Source organism: Comamonas sp. JNW (assembly GCF_003105075.1).
Taxonomy (GTDB): domain Bacteria; phylum Pseudomonadota; class Gammaproteobacteria; order Burkholderiales; family Burkholderiaceae_C; genus Comamonas; species Comamonas squillarum.
The window spans coordinates 26,266-47,042 of record NZ_QETI01000017.1; the positions used below are offsets into that span (position 1 = coordinate 26,266).

General features: G+C 66.7%; 18 protein-coding genes. 6 read left to right on the plus strand and 12 right to left on the minus strand.

The window, feature by feature from the left end; translation table 11 throughout:
- The first annotated feature begins 40 nt into the window (after positions 1-40).
- The 5 genes from DCO45_RS19930 (at position 41) to DCO45_RS19950 (ending at position 5,833) form a co-directional block, all read left to right on the plus strand.
- Positions 41-1,222 carry a CaiB/BaiF CoA-transferase family protein gene (locus tag DCO45_RS19930; RefSeq protein ID WP_116927446.1) on the plus strand — a complete coding sequence of 394 codons (1,182 nt, stop codon included), beginning with the start codon at positions 41-43 and terminating at the stop codon, positions 1,220-1,222.
- 25 nt (positions 1,223-1,247) lie between these two features.
- A complete protein-coding gene (locus DCO45_RS19935) occupies positions 1,248-2,627 on the plus strand; it encodes an MmgE/PrpD family protein (protein ID WP_116927447.1) in 1,380 nt (459 codons plus the stop codon).
- A gap of 148 nt (positions 2,628-2,775) precedes the next feature.
- A complete protein-coding gene (locus tag DCO45_RS19940) occupies positions 2,776-3,729 on the plus strand; it encodes a tripartite tricarboxylate transporter substrate-binding protein (RefSeq protein ID WP_232539630.1) in 954 nt (317 codons plus the stop codon).
- Positions 3,730-3,950: 221 nt separating this feature from the next.
- Entirely contained in the window at positions 3,951-4,832 is an 882-nt protein-coding gene (locus DCO45_RS19945; RefSeq protein WP_116927494.1) for a CoA ester lyase, read from the plus strand.
- Between the two features lie 131 nt (positions 4,833-4,963).
- Positions 4,964-5,833, plus strand: coding sequence for a hypothetical protein (locus tag DCO45_RS19950; protein WP_021024706.1), 870 nt, complete (start codon positions 4,964-4,966; stop codon positions 5,831-5,833).
- A gap of 67 nt (positions 5,834-5,900) precedes the next feature.
- On the opposite strand, the gene DCO45_RS19955 is transcribed toward DCO45_RS19950, so the two are convergent.
- The 4 genes from DCO45_RS19955 to DCO45_RS19970 all read right to left on the minus strand — a co-directional run bounded on the left by DCO45_RS19955 (position 5,901) and on the right by DCO45_RS19970 (position 11,000).
- A complete protein-coding gene (locus tag DCO45_RS19955) occupies positions 5,901-6,827 on the minus strand; it encodes a tripartite tricarboxylate transporter substrate binding protein (protein ID WP_116927495.1) in 927 nt (308 codons plus the stop codon).
- 122 nt (positions 6,828-6,949) lie between these two features.
- Positions 6,950-8,527, minus strand: coding sequence for a class I adenylate-forming enzyme family protein (locus DCO45_RS19960; protein ID WP_116927496.1), 1,578 nt, complete (start codon positions 8,525-8,527; stop codon positions 6,950-6,952).
- Between the two features lie 23 nt (positions 8,528-8,550).
- Positions 8,551-9,504 carry a tripartite tricarboxylate transporter substrate binding protein gene (locus DCO45_RS19965; protein WP_116927449.1) on the minus strand — a complete coding sequence of 318 codons (954 nt, stop codon included), beginning with the start codon at positions 9,502-9,504 and terminating at the stop codon, positions 8,551-8,553.
- 188 nt (positions 9,505-9,692) lie between these two features.
- Complete coding sequence (locus DCO45_RS19970) at positions 9,693-11,000, minus strand: Glu/Leu/Phe/Val dehydrogenase (RefSeq protein WP_116927450.1); 1,308 nt, start codon at positions 10,998-11,000, stop codon at positions 9,693-9,695.
- Between the two features lie 208 nt (positions 11,001-11,208).
- Here DCO45_RS19970 and DCO45_RS19975 point away from each other — a divergent pair, with 208 nt between their 5' ends.
- Positions 11,209-11,991, plus strand: a complete 783-nt coding sequence (locus DCO45_RS19975; RefSeq protein WP_116927451.1) for a fumarylacetoacetate hydrolase family protein — start codon at positions 11,209-11,211, stop codon at positions 11,989-11,991.
- A 97-nt stretch (positions 11,992-12,088) separates the two neighbouring features.
- Here DCO45_RS19975 and catC read toward each other — a convergent pair whose 3' ends face one another.
- The 8 genes from catC to DCO45_RS20015 form a co-directional block, all read right to left on the minus strand.
- On the minus strand, positions 12,089-12,373 hold the full coding sequence (gene catC / locus DCO45_RS19980) for a muconolactone Delta-isomerase (protein ID WP_116927452.1): 285 nt from the start codon (positions 12,371-12,373) through the stop codon (positions 12,089-12,091).
- A 233-nt stretch (positions 12,374-12,606) separates the two neighbouring features.
- Positions 12,607-13,371, minus strand: coding sequence for a hypothetical protein (locus tag DCO45_RS19985; protein ID WP_116927453.1), 765 nt, complete (start codon positions 13,369-13,371; stop codon positions 12,607-12,609).
- 9 nt (positions 13,372-13,380) lie between these two features.
- Positions 13,381-14,253: a YaiO family outer membrane beta-barrel protein gene (locus DCO45_RS19990; RefSeq protein WP_116927454.1), complete on the minus strand. Its 873-nt coding sequence runs from the start codon at positions 14,251-14,253 to the stop codon at positions 13,381-13,383.
- Positions 14,254-14,273: 20 nt separating this feature from the next.
- Complete coding sequence (gene wecB, locus DCO45_RS19995) at positions 14,274-15,458, minus strand: UDP-N-acetylglucosamine 2-epimerase (non-hydrolyzing) (protein WP_116927455.1); 1,185 nt, start codon at positions 15,456-15,458, stop codon at positions 14,274-14,276.
- Complete coding sequence (locus DCO45_RS20000) at positions 15,455-17,344, minus strand: hypothetical protein (RefSeq protein WP_116927456.1); 1,890 nt, start codon at positions 17,342-17,344, stop codon at positions 15,455-15,457. Before DCO45_RS20000 ends, wecB begins: the two co-directional genes overlap by 4 nt.
- Before the next feature lie 10 nt (positions 17,345-17,354).
- Positions 17,355-18,374, minus strand: a complete 1,020-nt coding sequence (locus tag DCO45_RS20005) for a hypothetical protein (RefSeq protein ID WP_116927457.1) — start codon at positions 18,372-18,374, stop codon at positions 17,355-17,357.
- Positions 18,371-19,324, minus strand: a complete 954-nt coding sequence (locus DCO45_RS20010; protein WP_116927458.1) for a polymer-forming cytoskeletal protein — start codon at positions 19,322-19,324, stop codon at positions 18,371-18,373. The genes DCO45_RS20005 and DCO45_RS20010 overlap by 4 nt, the downstream gene beginning before the upstream one ends.
- Positions 19,321-20,769: a glycosyltransferase family 2 protein gene (locus DCO45_RS20015; RefSeq protein WP_116927459.1), complete on the minus strand. Its 1,449-nt coding sequence runs from the start codon at positions 20,767-20,769 to the stop codon at positions 19,321-19,323. Before DCO45_RS20015 ends, DCO45_RS20010 begins: the two co-directional genes overlap by 4 nt.
- Between the last annotated feature and the right edge of the window lie 8 nt (positions 20,770-20,777).

The following is a 20,777-nucleotide window of genomic DNA, read 5'->3' on the forward strand; positions in this document are numbered from 1 at the left end:
TGGCGCTGCGCAGCGATAAAAACAGACAACCGGAGTCTTCATGACCAGACCATTGGACGGGATCACCGTCGTATCGCTGGAGCACGCGGTGGCTGCGCCTTTTTGCGCGCGCCAGCTGGCCGATCTGGGCGCGCGCGTCATCAAGGTGGAGCGGCCGGGCAGCGGCGATTTTGCGCGCGGCTATGACAGCCGGGTGCGCGGCCAGTCCTCGCATTTCACCTGGCTCAACCGCAACAAGGAAAGCCTGGCGCTGGACCTCAAGGATGCGGCATCGCTGGAGGCGCTCAAGCAGCTGCTGGGCTCGGCCGATGTGCTGCTGCAGAACCTGGCGCCGGGCGCTGCGGCGCGCATGGGTTTGTCGTACGAGGCCCTGCATGCAGCCTTTCCGCGCCTCATCGTCTGCGACATCAGCGGCTATGGCGACAACGGCCCCTACCGCGACAAGAAGGCCTATGACCTGCTGATCCAGAGCGAGGCGGGCTTTCTGTCGGTGACCGGCACGCCCGAGACGCCGAGCAAATCGGGCATCTCGGTGGCCGATATTGCGGCGGGCATGTATGCCTACACGAACATCCTCTCGGCCCTGCTGCTGCGCGGCAAGACGGGCGAGGGCAGCCATATCGATGTGTCCATGCTCGAAGCGCTGGGCGAGTGGATGGGCTACCCGATGTACTACGCGTTCGAAGGCGCAGCGCCACCACCGCGCACCGGCGCATCGCATGCCAGCATCTACCCCTATGGCCCCTTTGTGGCCGGCGATGGCGGCACGGTGATGCTGGGCCTGCAAAACGAGCGCGAGTGGAAGATCTTCTGCGACCAGGTGCTGCTGGCACCGGCGCTGGCGACCGACGCGCGCTTTGACAGCAATGCCAAGCGCAATGCCAACCGCGCCGATCTGCAGGCCGAGATTGTGCGCATCTTTGGCGCGCTCCAGGCGAGCGACGTGGTGCAGCGGCTTGACGAGGCCGGCATTGCCAATGCCCATGTCAATGACATGGCTGGTCTGTGGGCACACCCGCAGCTGCTGGCGCGCCAGCGCTTTGCGCAGGTGGACACGCCCGTAGGCACGGTGCCTGCGCTGCTGCCGCCCGGCCGCAACAACCAGTACGACTACCGCATGGATGCGGTGCCTGCAGTGGGCGAGCACACGGCCACCATTCTCGATGCGCTGCAGCTGCCGGCCGATGCGCTGGCAGCGGTGCGCAAGGCCTCCGGCCTTTGATGCTATCTGTTGGAGAGACAAGAACATGACCACAGCAACCACACAACCCACGCCCGCCGCCCAACTGGCCCGCTTTGCCGCCGAGCTGCAGTACAGCGACATTCCTGAATCGGTGCTGCAGAAAACCGAAGACCTCTGGGTCGACTGGTTTGGCTCGGTGGTCGCCGGCCACAATGCCCGCCCCGTCGCCAGCATCACCCGCTTTGCACTGGGCCAGGGCCCGGCACAGGGCCCGGCCGAGGTGATCGGCCCTGAGGGCCGCAGCAGCAGCCCCTACCTGGCGGCCATGGCCAATGCCGCCGCCTCGCATGTGGCCGAGCAGGACGATGTGCACAACGGCTCGGTGTTCCACCCGGCAGCGGTCGTCTTCCCCCCGGCCGTGGCCGTGGCGCAGGCGCTGGGCAAGTCCGGCAAGGAGCTGCTGACTGCCTGTATCGCCGGCTATGAAGTAGGCATCCGCGTGGGTGAGTTTCTGGGCCGCTCGCACTACAAGATCTTCCACACCACCGGCACGGCCGGCACCTTGGCAGCAGCTGCGGCCGTCGGCCATCTGCTGGGCCTCAATGCGCAGCAAATGCTGCATGCCTTTGGCTCGGCCGGCACGCAGTCTGCAGGCCTGTGGGAGTTCTTGCGCACCGCTGCCGACAGCAAGCAGCTGCACACCGCCCATGCCGCCGGTGCCGGCCTGATGGCCGCCTACCTGGCCAAGGATGGCTTTACCGGCGCGGCCGATATCTTCTGCGGCGCGCAGGGCATGGCCGCTGGCATGTCCAGCGACAGCGACCCGGCCCGCCTCATCGATGGCCTGGGCACGCGCTGGGCGACGCCCGAGACCTCCTTCAAATGGCATGCCTCCTGCCGCCACACCCACCCGGCCGCCGATGCGCTGCTGCAGGTGGTACGCGCGCACCAGCTCAAGGTCTCGGACATTGCCGAGGTGGTGACCCATGTGCACCAGGCCGCGATCGATGTGCTGGGCCCCGTGGTGGACCCCAGCACGGTGCACCAGAGCAAGTTCTCGATGGGCACGGTGCTGGCGCTGGCTGCGCGCTTTGGCTTTGCCGGCCTCAACGAATTCGACAACGAATTCCGCGCCGAAGACACGATGGCGCTGCGCGACAAGGTGCGCATGGTGCTGGACCCCGAGGTGGACGGCGCCTACCCGCAGCGCTGGATTGGCAAGGTGACCGTGACCACCACCGATGGCCGCGTGCTGGAAGGCCGGGTCGACGAGCCCAAGGGCGACCCGGGCAACACCCTGAGCCGCGAGGAGCTGACCGACAAGGCGCTGCGCCTGGGTGAATTCAGCCGCGCCGTGCCCGCCGCGCAGATGCAGCAATCGGTGCAGAAACTGTGGCAAGTACGGGATTGGACCAGGGTCGAAAAGCTGTTGGTCGCCGTATAAAGAAAGCAGCAGCGCCGGAGCTTGGTGGCTGCGCAGCGGGGGCCCGTTCAGGCCCCTTCCCCTACCGGGACGGGCAATGTACCTGTCCCCAGACAAGGAGACAAGAATGCGCTTTCGCATGTTGACCCCGGTGGCCGCTGCCGCCGTGATGGCCGCAGCCGGCCTGGGCCTGCACCTCAACGCCCAGGCGGAGGACTGGCCGACCAAACCCGTGGTGCTGGTGGTGCCCTACTCGGCCGGTGGCCCCACCGATGTGGTGGCCCGCATGCTGGCCATTCCGATGGGCAAGTCGCTGGGCCAGACCGTGGTGGTGGAGAACACCGTGGGCGCAGGCGGCACGATTGCGCCAGCGCGCGTGGCCCGCGCCAAGAACGATGGCTACACCATCCTGATCCACCACATGGGCATGGCCACGGCGCCATCGCTGTACAAGAAGCTGCCCTACGACCCGCTGAAGGATTTCGAGTACATCGGCCAGGTGCTCGATGTGCCGATGACGCTGCTGTCGCGCAAGGACTTTCCGGCCAACAACTTCCAGGAGCTGATGGCCTATGTGAAGGCCAACCAGGAGAAGGTGTCGCTGGCCAATGCCGGCATTGGCGCCGTCTCGCAGCTGTGCGGCATGCTGTTTGCGTACCAGGCGGGCGTCAAGCTCACCACCGTGCCGTATAAGGGCGCGGGCCCGGCGATGAATGATCTGATGGGCGGCCAGGTTGATCTGCTGTGCGACCAGACCACGCAGACCGCGCCGGTCATCAAGGACGGCAACCGGGTCAAGGTGTTTGGCGTGACCACGCCCCAGCGCCTCACTGCCATGCCGCAGATCCCCACGCTCGATGAGCAGGGCTTGAAGGGCTTTGATGTCAAGGTCTGGCACGGCATGTATGCCCCCAAGGGTACGCCGGCCGAGGTGATCACCAAGATCAACACCGCTTTGAATGTGGCCTTGAAGGACCCCGTCGTGGTGCAGCGCATTGCCGACCTGAGCAGCGAGCTGGTCACGCCGGACCGCGCCACGCCGCAGAGCTTGAAGACCTTGCTGGAATCCGAAGTGAAACGCTGGAACACGGTGATCAAGGCAGCCGGCGTGACCGCCGAATAAGAGCCGCCAACGCAACCCTTGATACGTCGTTGCCTGGCCGGCCGCGCCAAGCCTTGTCGTACTACTGTACTGCCTGCGGCTCGGCGCCTAGTCGGGGACGCCTAGTCTCAACCGCAAACCTTCGGTTTGCTGGGTCGTGTTAGCGGCTCTAAGCCTGGCGTTCACCCGCGCAGGAGCAGGGGCCATGGGCCCCTTTTTTGATAAACGGAAGACTGATGGACATGACTCTCAACGCGCATCCGCTCGCCACCGCCACCTCCTGGCTGTTTGTACCGGCCAGCCGCCCCGAGCGCATCGCCAAGGCCCTGGCCAGTGGGGCTGATGCGGTGATCGTGGACCTGGAAGATGCGGTGGCGCCGCAGGACAAGGAAGGAGCCCGCGCCGCCTTGCTGGGCGCCTTTGGCCAGCTGCGAGTGGCAGAGCGCGCCCGAGTGCTGGTGCGCATCAATGCCCATGGCACGCCCTGGTTTGATGGCGACCTGCAGGCGCTGGCCCAGCTGGTGGCGCAGGGCGCCGCCGGGGTGGTGCTGCCCAAGGCAGAGGCCGCCGATGCCATGGCGCTGCTGCTGCCGGCGCTGGGTACGCAAGGGCTGCTGGTGCCCATCATCGAATCGGTGGCGGGCCTGCATGCGATCGATGCGATTGCGCGCGCGCCGCGCGTTTTGCGGCTGGCCTTTGGCCATCTGGATTTTCAGGTCGATGCCGGCATGGCCTGCGCCGAGGACGAGACTGAGCTGGTGCCGGTGCGCCTGGCCGTGGTGCTGGCTGCGCGCCGCGCACAGCTGCCCGCGCCCATCGATGGCGTGACGGTCAACACCCAGGATGCCGCCGTGGTGCAGGCCGATGCGGCGCGTGCGCTGCGCGGCGGTTTTGGTGGCAAGCTCAGCATCCACCCGATGCAGGTGGCGCCCATCAATGCGGCCTTTGCGCCGACGGATGCGCAGCTGCAGCGCGCCCAGCAGGTGCTGGCTGCCGCCGAGGCAGCGCAAGGCGGGGTCTGCGTCGTCGATGGCCGCATGGTCGATGCCCCCGTGATTGCACTCGCCCACAAGACCTTGCAGCGCCACCAGCAGGCCCAGCGGCGCCTGCAAAGCGCGTCCTGAACAGGTTCTCAAAAAGCGGCCTGCACGGGGTGCAGGGCAGGACACTTTCTGACACAGACCTCCGCAATCTCGTCGATATACTCGCTCCACTACCGCGCCGCTACATTGGCGCACCGATATAGGAGAGCGACATGTTCAAACACGCGATTGCCTGGGCCGCCGTGGCCCTTACCGGAATGGCCCATGCCTACGTGCCCCAGGGCGGCACCTGGATCATCTCCGACGAAGTCAACGGCCGGCCCGGCCGTGGTTTTGCCGTCGATGTGCAAAACGACGTGCTGGTCATGCAGGTCTATGCCTATGAAAGCAGCGGCCAGCCCACCTTCTACATGGCCACCGGCCGCCTGAACGAGAACAGCGAGCTGACGACCACCTTGGGCCGCTACGAAGGCGGCCGTTTCCTGGGCAGTGGCGACCGCAGCGGCGTCGAGCGCGGCAGCCCTGGCAATGTGCGCATCCGCTTTGTCAGCGGCACCTTGGGCTACATCACCCTGCCGGGCGAAGGCGAGAAGGAAATCAAGCGCTACCAGTTTGGCTATGACAACTCGCCCGCCTCCTTGCTGGGCCTGTGGAGCCTGGTCTATGGCGACAGCAATGGCAATATCGAAACCGAGACCATGCAGCTGACCCGCATCACCGGCGGCTCTTCCTTCAGCAGTGGCATGACCGTCTCCTACGACGGCTTGTTTGCCTGCGAGCAGATCATCCGGGGTGTCGATACCGGCAAGACCCAGTGCGTGAAGATGCGCAGCGGCACCTCGAGCGAAACGGTACGGAGCTTCTGGTTTAACTTCAGCGTCAACCAGGCGGAGGGCAACTGGAACAATACCCGTGGCTCGGGCGAGGGCGCGCTGTATGCCAACCGCCTGATGCAGAACTCGGGCCGCATCACCGGCCTGTTGCGCAAGGTGACGCCGGATGCCGGCAGCGAGCAGGGCAGCAATGACGATGCGCTGCGCGCCGCACTGGAAGCCCAGGCCAGCGCGCGCCAAAGCCGCTGATCTGCGTTAACTTCCCCATGAAAAATGCCCTGGCTTGCCAGGGCATTGTTGTTGGGGCCTGAGCCTTTTATTCGATGCGGGCGCCAGTGGCTTTGACGACAGCAGCCCAGCGCTCCATCTCGCGGTCGATATGGGCGCCCAGCGCTTCGGGCGTGGAGCCGACGGGCTCATAGCCGCTGGCGGCCAGCTGCGACTGCAGCGCGGGGTTTTGCAGCGCGGTCGCAATCTCGCGGCTGAGCTTGCCGGTGATGTCGGCCGGGGTGCCCGCCGGGGCGATCACCGCGTACCAGCCATTGATGTCAAAGCCGGGAAAGCCCTGCTCCTGCACGGTGGGGATCTCGGGTGCCAGCGCCGAGCGCTTGGCGCTGGTGACGGCCAGCGCATGGAGCTTGCCGCTGCGCACATGCGGGATCGAGGTGGAGATGCTGTCAAAGGTCAGGTCGATATCGCTGGCCAGCATCGCATTGACGACGCCGGCACTGCCCTTGTAGGGCACATGGGTCATCTTGACGCCGGCGGTGCTGGCAAACAGCGCCCCAGCCAGGTGGCCGGTGTTGCCATTGCCGGCCGAGCCATAGGTGAGCTTTTCCGGGGCGGCCTGCGCGGCCTTGACCAGCTCGCCAATGTTCCTGGCCTGCAGCTTGCTGCTGCCCACGACGATCATCGGCAGGTTGGCCACCAGCGAGACCGGTGCAAAGTCCTTGCGGGTGTCATAGGGCAGCTTGGGGTAGAGGCTGTCATTGATCGCATGCGCGGCCAGCACCATCAGCACGGTGTAGCCGTCGGGCTTGGCACGCGCCACATACTGCGAGGCCAGGGTGCCACCGGCCCCGGGTTTGTACTCCAGCACCACCGGCTGGCCCAGCTGCTGCTGCAGCTGCAAGGCCAGCGGCCGGCCCAGCAGATCGGCACTGCCCCCAGGGGGGTAGGGGATGACCAGCTGGATCGGCTTGGTGGGCCAGGGCGCTGCATGGGCCATGCCGGCCAGCAGCATGCCGCTGGCGACCGCCAAGCCTGAGAGCAGGCCGGCCAGCTGCCTGCGCCGGAGGGAAGTGGTGTGGCGATGGGTCAAGTCGTGTCTCCTGGTCTTGTTGTTGGACGGGTGTTGGCTAGCAATCAAGCGGCAGACTGGCTGACCTGGCTCGCGTACAGCGTGCGCAGCTCGCGCTTGAGCACCTTGCCGATCTCGCTGCGCGGCAGCTGGCTGTGGATGACCAGGTCGGCCACACGCTGGGTCTTGCCGACGCGGCTGTTGAGCCACTGCTGCAGCTCGGCCGGCTGGGGGCTGCTGCCGGGCTGGGGCACCACATAGGCGACGGGGCTCTCACCCCAGGCGTCCGAGGGCACGCCGATCACCGCGCACTCGCGCACCTCGGGGTGCTGCAGCATGACGGCCTCGATATCGCTGGGGTAGACGTTGAAGCCGCCGGTGATGATCATGTCCTTCTTGCGGTCGCCCAGCACGATGAAGCCATCGGCATCCATCTGGCCCACATCGCCGCTGCGGATAAAGCGCTCGCCGCTGGGGCTGATCCACTCGGCCTCGCGGGTCTTGTCGGGCTGGCGGTGGTAGCCGGTCATCATGCCGGCCGAGCGGCCGACGATTTCGCCCTGCGCGCCTTGGGGCAGCTCCTGGCCGTCCTCGTCGATAAAGCGCAGATCGGCGTCCGGCCCGGCACGGCCGACGGTGTGCAGCTTGTCGGGGAACTGGTGGCAGTGCAGCTCGCAGCGCACGCCCCCTTCGGTCATGCCGTAGTACTCGATCAGGCGCCCGGGCCAGCGGCGCAGCACCTCGGCCTTGAGCGCGGTCTTGAACGGAGCGCTGGTGCAGAACTTGTGCTGCAGCAAGTGCAGATCGGTCTGGTCAAACGCCGGGCAGTCGAGCAGGCGCTGGTACTGCACGGGCACCAGCATGGTGTGGGTGGCGCGCTCGTCCTGGGCCAGCTGCAGGTACTGGGCCGCGTCGAACTTGCGCATCATCACCAAAGTGCCGCCCAGCGCCAACGTGGGCAGGACCGCCACCAAGGTGGTGTTGGAGTACAGCGGCGTCGCGCACAGCGATACCGCATCGGGCCCGTAGCCGTTGGTGACTGCGCGCTTGACATGCGACCAGCGCATGCCCCAGCTTTGCACAATGCCCTTGGGCACGCCGGTGGTGCCCGACGAGTAGATCAGGTTGAAGGGCCACTGCGGCGTGGGCTGCACCGCTTGGGGCGCCTGGCCGGCGGGCACCTGGGCGAGCCAGTCGCTCCAGCGCGTGCCGGCCTGTGCGGTATCGTCCAGCGCGATGCAGGGGCGCTCGGCCGTGCTGGCCAGCGGCCACTGGGCGGCGACCTCGGCATCGCGCAGCAGCAGCTTGGCCTCGGCGTTGTCCAGCATGGCGCTCAGGTGCTCGGCCGTGGCCGATGGCGCCAGCGGTGCCACCACCACCCCGGCCTGCAGCGCGCCCAGGTAGGCCAGCACATAAGGCACCGAGGTGCTGGCGCAGATGGCCACTACATCACCGGCCTGCAGGCCTTGCTGCTGCAGCGCGCAGGCCACCTGGCGCATGCCCTGGGCCAGCTGGGCGTAGTTCAGGCGCGTGGCGCCCAGCACCAGCGCGGTGTGCTCGGGGCGCTCCTGGGCCTGGGCCAGCACCAGGGCGGGGATGGAGCCAAAGGGCTGGGCGAGTTGGAAGGAGGAAGTGTCAGACATAGCAAACATGCAAACGAAGGAAATCAGTCCAGAGACAGGTTGGCGGCGCGCACGATCTCGGCCCAGCGCTTGCGCTCCTGCGCGATAAAGGCGTCGTGCTCGGCCGCCGTCTCGCCGTCGGGCACACCACCCAGCTCGGCCAAGGTGCGGCGGATGTCGGCGCTTTGCAGTGCCTCATGCGCTGCCTGCTGCAGGCGGTTGACGATGGCATCCGGCGTGCCCGCCGGGGCGAGCAGGTCAAACCAGGCGGTCACATCCATCGGCACACCGGCCTCGCGCATCGTCGGCACATCGGGCAGCTGGGCCGAGCGCTCGCGGCTGGTGATGGCCAACGCCCGGAACTTGCCCGACTGGATATGCGGCATCGAGCTGGGCAGGTTGTCGATCATGAAATCGATCTGCTGGCCCAGCAGCGCAGTAACCGCAGGCGCTGCGCCGCTGTGGGGTACCAGGGTGACATCGAGCCCGCTTTGCTGGCGGAACAGCTCGGTGGACATGTGCGGCGACTGGCCCACGCCCGAGGTCGCGGCCGTCAGCGGCTTTTGCTTGCCCAGTGCCACGAGCTGCTGCACGTTCTGGATGGGGGAGTTGGCATGCACCACCAGGATGTTGGGCACCGAGATCACATTGGTGATGCCGCGCAGGTCGTTGGGGCCATAGGCCAGCTTTTTGTAGAGGCTGAAATTGATGGCCACCGGGCCGATGTTGCCCATCAGCAAGGTGTAGCCGTCGGGCTTGGCGCGCGCCACATAGGCGGTGCCGATGCTGCCGCCGCCGCCGGCCTTGTTCTCGACGATGACGCTGGTCTTGAGCGAGGAGCCCATCTTCTGGGCCAGCAGGCGCGCTGCGATATCGGTGGTGCCGCCAGCTGCTGCGGGCACGACGATGGTGATGGGGCGGGACGGCCAGTCGGCCGCAAAGGCCAGCAGGGGGGAAAGCAGCAGGGCCGCGAGGGCGCGGCGGCGCGCAAAGCGCATGGCGTTGTCTCCGTATTTATCGTTAAGGGCTCACGATAGGGAGTTCCACCCAGCGGCGTGATGGGGTTTGCCTGCACCAGCGCGCATTGGGCCTTCGCACTTGCGAAAGCCATGCTTTGCGTGCGCGGAAGCAGGGCGCAAAAAAAGCGGCCCGAAGGCCGCTAGCAATGCGTGGAGTCGTTCTGGCTTTATGGGTACAGACCACGTGCCTCGCGTGCGTGCAGAATGCGGCGGCAGGCGATGATGAAGGTGGCGGTACGCAGGGAGACCTTGTTCTCTTGCGCCACTTGCCACACAGCGGCAAAGGCTTCTTGCATGATGCGCACCAGACGGGCGTTGATCTCGTCTTCGCTCCAGAAGAAGCTGGAGAAATCCTGCACCCATTCGAAGTAGCTCACCGTCACGCCGCCCGCGTTGGCGATCACATCGGGCAGCACCAGCACACCCTTGTCGTTCAGGATGTCATCGGCTTCGGTGGTGGTGGGGCCGTTGGCGCCCTCGATCACCATCTTGGCCTTGATCTTGGCGGCGTTCTTGGCGTTGATCTGGCCTTCCAGCGCAGCGGGGATCAGGATGTCGCAGTCGACGGACCAGAAGTCCTCGTTGGCCATCTTGTCGGCGCCCTTGAAGCCGCCCACACCGCCGGTGTTGGCCACGTGCTCGAGCACGGCGGGCACATCCAGGCCCTTGGCGTTGAAGATGGTGCCGGTGTGGTCCTGCACGGCCACGACGATGGCGCCCGCTTCGGCAAACAGCTTGCCTGCCGTACCGCCCACATTACCAAAACCTTGCACCGCCACTTTGGCGCCTTGCAGGGCCAGGCCCGACAGCTTGGCGGCCTCGACGCCCACGGTGAACACGCCGCGGCCGGTGGCCTCGACACGGCCGAGCGAGCCGCCCAGATCGATGGGCTTGCCGGTGACCACGCCGGTAGCGGTGGCGCCGGTGTTCATCGAGTAGGTGTCCATCATCCAGGCCATGATCTGGCCGTTGGTGTTCACGTCCGGTGCCGGGATGTCCTTGGACGGGCCGATGAACAGGCCGATTTCGCTGGTGTAGCGGCGGGTCAGGCGTTCGAGCTCACCCTTGGACAGGGTCTTGGGGTCGACGCGGACACCGCCCTTGGCGCCGCCGTAGGGCACGTTCACGGCGGCATTCTTGATCGACATCCAGGCCGACAGGGCCATCACTTCGGACAGGGTCACATCCTGGTGGAAGCGCACGCCGCCCTTGCCCGGGCCGCGGCTCAGGTTGTGCTGCACCCGGTAGCCTTCAAAGTGGGCGATCGTGCCGTTGTCCATCTCGATGGGCACATCCACGATCAGCGCGCGCTTGGGGCGCTTGAGCGTCTCGACCCAGCGGGCCAGCGAGCCCAGGTAAGGCGTGACGCGGTCGACCTGCTGCAGGTAGTTGCCCCAGGGGCCCAGGTGCTTGGGGTCGAGGTAGGAAGGCAGAGCGTGTTGTGGCGCTGCGGCGGGAGTGCTGTTGGACGGCATACGATCCATGCGGTTGAAAAGGTCTGTACAGCTTAAATCCGCTCTATACCTTTGTCCAAGGCCGGATGATTGGGATGGAATGCTTTTTTTGCATAACCTTGCACCGGTTCTGCTTACATGTAGCGTGTTTGCTGCGGTGACAGGGGCGGGCGGCGCTGTCCGTTACGCTATGCCGATTGGACTTTTTACACTTTCGGACGCCATCGCCATGCCCTCTGCCGACACCGCTTCGACCTTTCAACCCGCTGCCCTGGCCCAGGCGCTGCAGACCGCCACCGGGGCCGGCGCCGCCATCGACGCGGCCGCCTGGCCGGCGAGCCTGGCGCCTGCCGACATCATCGCCGTGCACCGCGAGCGGGCCCAGCGCTGGGGGGACGCCGCCCAAGCGCCCCAGTACTGGAAATCGGGTGGACCCAGCCGCAGCCAGCCGCTGGGCCATGCGCCTCTGCCGCCCCAAGGGGTGCACGGTGGCGGCGCCGATCTGCGTGCCACCCCGTTTTTCCTGCGCGGGGTTGAGGCGGAGATTGCGCTGCGCCTGGGCCAATCGGTCGATGCGGACCAGGCCGCTGCGCTCGATGAGGCCAGCGCCGCCCAGCTGATCGATGCGATGGCGCTGAGCATCGAGATCGTCGATTCACGCTGGCAGCAGCAGCTGCAGGCGCCTGCGGCCTTGAAGGCGGCGGACCTGCTCTGCCACGGCGCGCTGGTGCTGGGCGCCTGGCAGCCCTACAGCCCGGTGGATGGCAGCACGCAGCGCTGCACGGTACAGATCGGCGCGCAGCCCGCCCAGGCCTTTGAGCGCAGCTATGGCCTGCAGGACCCGGCCTGGCTGCTGCCGCAGTGGCTGCGCCATGCGACGGCGCACTTTGGCAGCCTGCGCGCCGGCACGGTGGTGACCACGGGCAGCTGGTGCGGCTTGCTGCAGGCGGCGCCTGGCGATGCAGTGCGGGTGCAGTTTGACGGCATCGGCGAGCTGCGCGTGCAGCTGTAGTCCGCGCATCCAAGCCGGAAAGCACAACGCACACCGTCGCTGCTCGCGAGGGTGTGCGTCGTACAAGCGGGTGGCCGGCCCCTGCCGGCGCGCCGACTCAGTTCTGGGCGATGGCCGAGGGGTGCTGGGCCAGCGGCGTGACCGAGATCTTCATGTAGGGGAACAGCGGCAGCGCCTGCAGCAGGCCGTGGAGCTCGTCGTTCGATTCCACATCGAACACGCTGTAGTTCGCATACTCGCCCGCCACGCGCCAGATGTGCTTCCAGCGGCCATCGCGCTGCAGATCTTGCGAATAGGCCTTCTCGCGGGCCTTGATCTCTTGGGCCTGCGCTTGGGGCAGGTCATGGGGAATGTTCACATCCATGCGAACCAGATACAGCATTGTTTTCTCCTTGGCGGCGCCCCAGCGGGCCTGCCCCGTGGCTGGCCACCGGGCGCCATGGGTCGATCGGTTGGTCTGGGCCCTGCGGACAGGGCCACGGCGCATTGTCCGCCCAGTGGCAAGCCAACAGGGTCTCGTCGGCTAATCGTTGCTTGGGAAACTTTTTGGATCCTGGAGGAGGGTGCGGCCGGCAAGGGGTGGCCGGCGAGGTGCAGCGAAGTGGGCGCCCCCAGCTAGGCGCCCCCTCGCTCAGGCGCTGGCGCAAAGCTCATGAACAGACCGTAGATGCCCAGCTGCGCCGCAATCTGGGGCAAAAAGCTGAACAGCATGTACAAGGGCAAGGTGACCAGCAGGCTGAACTGCTGGGCCAGCCAGGCGAGCGAGGCGGCCTGCAGCGGAATGCTGACGACCAGCATCAGCATGCCGGTCATCGTGGCGGCGACCTTGTGCAGCACCGGGATCGGGAAGATGTAGAGCACCAGCGCATGCACGGCCGGCAGCAGCCAGAGCATGGCCAGGCCCATGTCCAGGATGTTGTCGGCCAGCAGGCGGTTGACGTCGCTGACGGCCAGCGTGGGCAGGAACTCGTAGGACAGCAGACCCACGATGCCCAACAGCGCGACGATGCGCAGCCCGTAGATCAGCGGCAGGCGCTCGCGCGAGAGCACAAAGGACAGCGCCATCAGCCCCAGCGACAGCAGCGCGCCACCCCACCATTGCCAGAGGCTGGGGGGCGGCACATAGAAATGCGTACGCACCACCTCGATGGGCACGCCCAGCAGCGATGTGGTCTGCACCTCGACCCCCTCGCTGCTGCCCAGGCCCAGGTGCGGCCAGGCCCAGCCCAGCACATCGGCCCAGCGGTGCATCAACAGCGGCGCAGCCCACCACAGCACCAGCCAGAAGGCCAGCAGCAGCACCAGCAGCTGGGCGCTGTGCTGCCAGGTCCAGATGTAGCTTCTGAGGCCCCGGTGCTGGCGGGTCATGCGCAACGACATGGCCTGGCCTTAGAAGTCGAAGAACACCGCAGCGCTCAGGCCCTTGCGGTTGTAGTAGGGGTTGCGGTAGAACTGGCCGCCCACCAGGTAGCCCCAGTCCTTGCCCAGCCACTGGCGCCATTGCAGGCTCAGCTCGGTCGATTGGAAGCCGACCTGGTTGCCCACGCCGTTGGCGATGGCGCCGGTGGGCAGGTAGCCTTCCTTGCCATGGTCGATGCGGGCGGTGAAGTAGTGCTGCTTTTCGCGGCCCATGGTCAGCGCGGCAAAGCCCCGGTAGCCTTCGACCGAGCCGGGGTTGGACTTGTTGTAGACCACACCGCCTTCGCCGACCCAGTCGTTGGTCGAGTAGTAGGCGACCGAGGCGGTGATGCCGGTGTCGCGGTGGATGCCGTCGCGGCTGGCCGATTTCATCAGCGACAGGCCCGTCACCCACTGCTGGCTCTCGGTCCACTTGCGGTAGATGGCGATGTCACCGCGGTACTTGTTCTGGAAGTCGGCCGAGCCGGAGCTGGCACCCACCGACATGTACCACCAGGGCGACAAGGTGTGTGTCAGCGACAGCGCGCCCACGGTGCCGCGCTGGTCGAAGTGGCGCTGGCTGGCCAGGTCCCAGTTCAGGACGGTGCCGGGCTTGAGGCCGACATAGCCGCGCACGTACTCGTCATTCCAGTTGCTGTTGCCGCCGGTCAGGCTGGAGAAGCCCGCGCCGATATCAACCCGGCCGCGCTGGCCCGGCTCGAAGTCTGCGGCCGGTGCTGCAGGCGCGGCGGCGGGCTCGGTGATGGGCGCTGCGGCGCTGGCACCGGTGGTCTGGGCCATGGCAGGGGCCAGCAAGGCGGCGGCGCTCAGCGCCATGGAGCTGCGGAGGAAGAAGGTGTTCATGGGGTTCTTGTAGAGGTTGTTCAGAGGGAGGAGGGCTGCAGATGGCGGGCAATTGCGGCGGCGATCTGCAAGCCGCTGCTGCCATCGCCAAAGGGGTTGTCCACAGAGGCGGGCGGCAGGCCGGGCAGTTGGCCGGTGGCCAGCACATGGCTGGCGGCCGAGAGGATGCGCTCGGCCTCGGTGCCCACCAGCAGGCCGGCGCCGCAGGCGATGACTTCGGGACGCTCGGTCACATCGCGCATCACCAGCAGGGGCTTGTTCAGTGACAGGCCTTCTTCCTGGATACCGCCTGAGTCGGTCAGCAGCAGCTGGGCGGCGTCCATGATCTCCACCATGGGCGCGTAATCCAGCGGGGCCGTGAGGCGCCAGCGGCGCTGCACGTCTGCGGAGCTGGCGCCATGCACGCCGCGCACCACCTGCTGCACCAGCGGGTTCAGGTGCACCGGCCAGACCACGGCGGCCTCAGGGTGCTGCTCGAGCAGGCGCGCCACCGATTGGGCGATCTCCACCATGGGCGCGCCCCAGTTCTCGCGCCGGTGTGCCGTTACCAGCACCAGCTGGCGCAGGCCGCTGTCGACGAACCACTGGTAGTCGGGGTTGGCCACCGGCTGGCCGGCAGCGCGCTGCGTGCGCACATGGCGCGCGGCCAGCAGCACGGCGTCGACGACGGTGTTGCCGACCACCGCGATCTCGCCGGGCACGTTTTCCTTCTCCAGGTTCTCGCGGGCCTGGCCGGTGGGGGCAAAGTGCCATTGGCTCACGCGGCCGATCAGGCTGCGGTTGATCTCTTCGGGGAAAGGCTCGGAGATGCGGCCCGAGCGCAGACCGGCCTCGACATGGCCGACGGGGATCTGCAGGAAGGCGGCCGCGAGCGCGCCCATGGCCGCGCTGCTGGTGTCGCCATGCACCAGCGCTACGGCCGGTTGGAGGCTGGCCAGGGTGCTGCCGATGGCCGACATCAGCTCGCTCGACAGCGCCGGCAAGGTGGCGACCTCGCGCTTGAGGCGGATCACCTCCTGGGGCGCGATGCCGAAAAATTCATAGAGCGGCCAGGCCATCTCTTCGTGCTGGCCGGTGTGCAGCACATGGGTGGTGATACCGCGCTGGCGCAGCGCCAGCACCACCGGGGCCATTTTGATGATCTCGGGCCGGGTGCCCATGATGGCCGCGACGGACAAGGAGGAGGAAGGGGTGGAGGAGCTCATTTTTGGCGACGCATTTCAAGGCTGAGTTCTTGACCGTCCTGCACGCGCACCAGCCAGGCACTATCGGTGGCTTGCACCTGGGCCTGGCCAGCGCGCACACGCACGGCCGCATATTTTGTCTTGGGCACAGTCCAGGCCATCGCGGCCAGGGACTGCGGGTGGCTGGCGCTGAGCAGGTCGTTGTCGCCCTCGGCCGCGATGGACCACTGCACCTGGTTGCGCCGACTGAGGAAGTCGGCCGCCTCGCCCATCGAGATGAACTGGCACTGCTTGCGGTCCGCACAGGCCTGTACGCTGTCGATGTAGGCCTTGACCGCTGGCAGGTACTCCACCGCGCCAATCGGGTGAAAGTAGCTCAGGCGGATGCTGCGGGTATGTTCGATAAAGCCCGCCACCTGCTGCAGCCACTGGCCGAACTCGGCAACCGGTATCTTCTGGAACGAGGCCTCTTCGGCCGACGCAACCTGGCCGTAGGTCAGCACGGGGAAGGCCCAGGACTGCTGGACCTGGCGCGTGCCCAACCACAGCCGTGTGGGCGGCATGCCGACGTTGGCCACCGTGTAAAAGGACTGCACGCCGTGCTCGGCCATCCAGTCATAGGTCCACAGCGGCGTATTGCCGTTGGGGGCCGAGTATTCCTTGGGCTGCAGGCCATGGTTGGCCTTGGTGACCGAGGCATTGTTCAGGTCGAGAAACGGCATGAAATCGTCGGCGTTGTCGTCGGAGGCGTTGTTGCCGAAATAGTTGTGGATCCAGCCGCCGTGGTTGCCGATGCTGTGGCCCTGGCTGAGCAGCATCTGGATCATCTTTTGGGCGTCTTCGTTGTAGTCCAGGTCCATGCCCAGCCCGTCGCCTGGCTGGTTCACATCGGGGCCGGCGGTGAAGTGCAAGGACTGGTGGCCGTGGTCAAAAATGCCCGCTTCCTGCAGCTCGTGCAAAAAGCCGATGGCCCGGCCGTCGTCGTTGTGCCAGTTCAGCACCAGCGCGCCAATGCCGTCCGGTGATGCCAGCAGTTGCGGCTGCTGCACCAGCTGCTGGGCAAAGTAGGCCAGAAAACCGTGCAGGAAAATGCCGTCGGTGCGCTGCAGCAAATAGGTCAGCGGCAGGTTGATGAACATCGCCTGCCCTTTGCCCCAGTGGTTGACGCTGGCCACCACATCGCCATTGCTCGATTGCAGCAGGATGCGTGCGCCCTGGGGGCGGTCGGTCTTGAGCACGGTAAAGCGCTGCGAATCCTTGGTGTAGCCGGCAATGAAGCTGGGAAAGCCAGGTTGATCGACCGCCAGCTCCTCGGGGTCGATCGCAGTGAGCTTGGCAGCGGCCTTGGCATCGAGGTAGCGCCCGGGCGGGATGCCCAGCAGCTCCATCGTGGTGGGCGCGCCCCGGATCTCTTCATAGTCGGACAGCTGGTCCTTGTAGGTGTCGTAGTCGCCATAGCGCACGCCGAGCATCTGCGACAGGCGCGATGTGCCCTTGCTGTAGTAGCCGCGCTCGTCGAGCATGCCGCCGTCCTGCACCACCATGGCCTGGCCGCCAGCCTGCACCACGTCGATCAAGGTCTGCACTGCCGCATCAGAGATATTGCGGTGGAAGGTATCGGGCAGGATCACCGCCTGCTGCGCAGCGGGGGCGCCATAGTGGATGCCACGCATCCATTCGCTGATCGCCAGCGGCTTGAGCAGCAGGCCGCGCTCGCGCGCTGCCTCGCTCCAGATCTGCACCTGGGGCGCATGGGCGGGCATGCCATCGGGGATCAGCAAGCTGATGGTGGCGTAGTGCTGGCTGGCCTGCAGGCTGCGTGACTGGTGCCAGCCAATGACGGCCAGCAGGCACAGCACCACTGCGGTGGCGGCCAGCCATTTTTTCCAGCGCAAGAGCTTGTTCATGGTGTCAGCCTCAAGGGTTGGCAGCCGGGGTGGTTGTGGGCGCGGGCACCGGCGCGGGCGCCGTGGCCATTGCAAAAGGGCACTGGGTGCTGATACCCGTGTGCGCCAGCGCGTGGTCGATCATCGCATCCAACACGGTCCAGCCTACCGCAGGCTGGAAGGGCCGTAGCGATGCACGCCAGCAGGCGGCCTGGATCGGTGCGGTCTGACGCATTTTCCATGCAACCAGGCCCCATGCATAGTGGTCTTCGCTGCGCGAGAGCCAGGCGCTGCCATGCTGGGCCAGCCACTGGGCGGTGGCGCGGTCCGATTCGGCGCGGGAAATCACCCCGGTCTGCCACAGGTAGGCGCTGGCCAGGGTATGGGGATAAAAGCGCGGACGGTCGTATTCGGGCAAGGCCGGTTTCCAGTCGCTGCCACTGCGAAAACGCCGGTTGATGGCCGCTGCCAGCTGCTTGGAGGCGGGGCCCGCCTGCGCCCCTTCGGCCGCGCGCAGCGCTTCGTAGACCTCGATGTTGTCCATCAGGTAGTACAGCTCGGTGTCCAGCAAGGCTTTGTAGAGCTGGTTGCTGGGGTTGCGCAGGCGCGCGAGCAGCTGTTGGCTGCGCGCAATGGCCTGCTGGGCAGCGGCCTGCTGACCAGGAGTGAGCCATTGCTTCTGCCGCGCCAAGTGCAGCATCTCGATCGTGGTGGCGGCCATGGAGTCGTCGGCATCGGCGCCCATGCAGCTGCGCCAGGCAGTGTCTGCGGTGGGGCAAAAGCGGTCAAAGCCGCCATCCTGGCGCTGGCGCGGCAGCAGCCAGGCCAGCCACTGCTGCAGCTCGGCGCGTAGCGGCACACCCGCCTGCAGCGCGATCGTGAAGCCCTTGTTGACGAAGTAAGGGTCTACGACCTGGCCGCCCAAGGTGGTGTAGTAGGCGCCATCGCCGGTGGCAAAGGCGGCCAGCGCCGGGGGCTCGTCCGGCTGCGCTGCGCCTGCCAGCTGCCAGGCCATGGCTGCCGAGGCGATCCAGAGATTGCGTGTTTTCATAGCACCACCTGTCCGGAACGTACAGCAGCCATACTGCCATAGACGCGGACACTGGCGTGTAAGGCAATGGTCCAGGCCGAGACACTGCTGGGGCACTCCTTGTCGCCCACCTGGCTGTCGGGGCCCAGCTGCAGGCGCTTGCCGGCGCACAGCGGCCCTTCGACATAGTTGTTGCCCTTGGTCTGCAGGTCGCCCTGCACGAACACCGCGCCCTGCACACAGGCGCTCTGGGCCAGCACGGCATTGCCATGCACCTTGATATGGCCCACGACCACGGACATCTCTTCCATCAGCAGGTTGCCGGTGACCACCAGGCCACCGCGCACAATGGTGCCGGCGGGAATGCGCAGGTCGCCTTCATGGCGCCGCTGCAGCGTCGTCAGCGGCATGCCGGTGCCCAGCTCGGGCAGCGGGAACTGCAGTGAGCGCTTGAGGGGCCAGGTAAAGATGCAGGCGGCCGAGAGGCGCAGAAAGCGCGCACCGGGCGAGAGCACGATATGGCGCTCGGCGCTGGTCAGGCGGGCCAGCTGGGCCGGGCCCAGGCAGTGGATGCTCTTGGCATGCAGCACGCGTTGCACCACGCTGTTGGCCTGCAGCTCGACGATGTCGCTGGAGACAAGGGTGCGCAGCTGGGACCTGAAGCCGATCACGACCGGCACCTCGGTCCGGGCCATCAGGCGCGATTGGCCACGGGGCACCATCAGGCGCCCCTGGTCATCGTGCTGCCACTGGGCCACGCGCGGCATGGCTTCGAGCAGATCGAGTTGCTCGGCCATGCGCTGGGCGGTGTAGTCCGTGCGGCCGTTGTCCAGCGGATCGATGGCCAGTGCATCGGCATCGCTGCGCGAATACAGCTCGCGCAGCGCCGGCAGCAGCGGCAAGAGGAAGACCAGGGCGGTCACGGTCAGCCACATGCTGCCAAACAGCAGGGGATGGACGGGGGCGTTCATACACGTGCTTCAGGCAGGGCTGCGGGCGAGACGACCGGGGCAGCGGCGGGCGCCTGGCGGTAGCGCACGGTCTTGTCCCATTTGAACTGGCGCTTGAACAGCTTGTCGAGCAGCAGCCCGTCGATCGTGGCCTTGGAGACGGCCACCATGCTGACGACAAAGCCCGTCAGCAGCAGCGGCAAGAGGCGCAGGCGGCGCTGGTGGCCGTCAAGGTGCACGGCAGCGGCCACTTCGAAGAAGGCGGCGAAGTTGCCCACGCAGGCAAAACCGGTGGCGATCAGCAGCATCAGCAAGGCAATGTTCACATTGGCACCGATGCCGTAGCCGGTGACCGTCAGCACCAGGGCCAGCAGCCAGCCCACCAGCAAGATGGGCGACATCAGGAACACGCCCAGGAGCGCCACGCCGTCGACACGCTCCATCCAGCGCAGGCCCTTGCGGGTCAGCATCTCGGTGCCCAGCTTGGTCATCACCTGGTTGTGGCCCTTGGCCCAGCGGCTGATCTGGCGAAAACGCACGGCCCAGCTCTCAGGCACTTCCTCATAGCATTCGGCGTAGCCCAGGTAGGCGGTTTGCCAGCCCTTGAGCAGCAGGCGGTAGGTCAGGTCGGTGTCTTCGGCCAGCACCTCGGGGGTCCAGCCGCCCACATCCTGCAGCGCGCTCAGGCGAATGCCGCCCACGGTGCCGCCGTACTGCGCCACCGCACCCATGTTGAAACGGGCCTGCTGGTCGACCTGGTAGCCACCGGAGCGCTCCAGATCGAGCAGGCGGGTGAGCAGGTTCACGCCGGCGTTCTGGGGCACCACGCGGCCCATGACGGCGCCCACCTCGGGGTCGAGGAAGGGGGCGACCAGCTGCTTGATGATCTTCTTGCCCGGCAGGTAGTCGGCATCGAACACCACGATCAGCTCGGACTCGCCCCGGGCCTGGACGATGGCGGTGGCATCGGCGAGCGCCGCGGCCTTGCCTGGAGGGCCTTCCTGGCGGTGGAACAGCTGCAGGCGGCCAGGGTGGCGGTCGGCATAGCTGTCGATGATCTGGCGCGTGCCATCGGTCGAGCGGTCATTGACCGGCATGATCGTCAGGCGATCGCGCGGGTAGTCCACATCCAGGAGCGCCTCGATGCAGCCCGAGATCACGGCCTCTTCGTTGTGCGCTGCAATAAAGACGGTGATGTGCGGCCAGTGCGCCTGCTCGATGCCGGCATACAGCGGGCGCTGGCGTGCGAACAGGCGGTTGAGCGTGAAGGCGTAGTGGCGGAAGGTGTAGAGCGCCTCCAGCGCCACCACCACCATCAGCGCGGCCAGGCACAGACCCAGGCCCCAGGTGGCCCAGCTGGCTTGGTAAGGCCGCAGTGGCTGGGCATGGGCCCATACAGGCAAAAGGCCCAGGAGCGCTGCGCAGAGGGCAGGGGCCTGAAAGGAGGGGGCGGAGCGCTTGGGCATGGTGATTG

Bases quoted from the DNA above. Each gene is read 5' to 3' on its own strand.
- DCO45_RS19955 (WP_116927495.1), bottom strand. From the start codon at position 6,827: ATGCTGCTGGCCGGCATGGCCCATGCAGCGCCCTGGCCCACCAAGCCG.
- DCO45_RS19960 (WP_116927496.1), bottom strand. From the start codon at position 8,527: ATGTCTGACACTTCCTCCTTCCAACTCGCCCAGCCCTTTGGCTCCATC.
- DCO45_RS19935 (WP_116927447.1), top strand. From the start codon at position 1,248: ATGACCACAGCAACCACACAACCCACGCCCGCCGCCCAACTGGCCCGC.
- DCO45_RS19945 (WP_116927494.1), top strand. From the start codon at position 3,951: ATGACTCTCAACGCGCATCCGCTCGCCACCGCCACCTCCTGGCTGTTT.
- DCO45_RS19990 (WP_116927454.1), bottom strand. From the start codon at position 14,253: ATGAACACCTTCTTCCTCCGCAGCTCCATGGCGCTGAGCGCCGCCGCC.
- DCO45_RS19975 (WP_116927451.1), top strand. From the start codon at position 11,209: ATGCCCTCTGCCGACACCGCTTCGACCTTTCAACCCGCTGCCCTGGCC.
- DCO45_RS20005 (WP_116927457.1), bottom strand. From the start codon at position 18,374: ATGAAAACACGCAATCTCTGGATCGCCTCGGCAGCCATGGCCTGGCAG.
- DCO45_RS19940 (WP_232539630.1), top strand. From the start codon at position 2,776: ATGGCCGCAGCCGGCCTGGGCCTGCACCTCAACGCCCAGGCGGAGGAC.
- DCO45_RS20000 (WP_116927456.1), bottom strand. From the start codon at position 17,344: ATGAACAAGCTCTTGCGCTGGAAAAAATGGCTGGCCGCCACCGCAGTG.
- catC (WP_116927452.1), bottom strand. From the start codon at position 12,373: ATGCTGTATCTGGTTCGCATGGATGTGAACATTCCCCATGACCTGCCC.
- DCO45_RS19970 (WP_116927450.1), bottom strand. From the start codon at position 11,000: ATGCCGTCCAACAGCACTCCCGCCGCAGCGCCACAACACGCTCTGCCT.
- DCO45_RS20015 (WP_116927459.1), bottom strand. From the start codon at position 20,769: ATGCCCAAGCGCTCCGCCCCCTCCTTTCAGGCCCCTGCCCTCTGCGCA.
- DCO45_RS19950 (WP_021024706.1), top strand. From the start codon at position 4,964: ATGTTCAAACACGCGATTGCCTGGGCCGCCGTGGCCCTTACCGGAATG.
- DCO45_RS19930 (WP_116927446.1), top strand. From the start codon at position 41: ATGACCAGACCATTGGACGGGATCACCGTCGTATCGCTGGAGCACGCG.
- DCO45_RS19965 (WP_116927449.1), bottom strand. From the start codon at position 9,504: ATGCGCTTTGCGCGCCGCCGCGCCCTCGCGGCCCTGCTGCTTTCCCCC.
- wecB (WP_116927455.1), bottom strand. From the start codon at position 15,458: ATGAGCTCCTCCACCCCTTCCTCCTCCTTGTCCGTCGCGGCCATCATG.
- DCO45_RS19985 (WP_116927453.1), bottom strand. From the start codon at position 13,371: ATGTCGTTGCGCATGACCCGCCAGCACCGGGGCCTCAGAAGCTACATC.
- DCO45_RS20010 (WP_116927458.1), bottom strand. From the start codon at position 19,324: ATGAACGCCCCCGTCCATCCCCTGCTGTTTGGCAGCATGTGGCTGACC.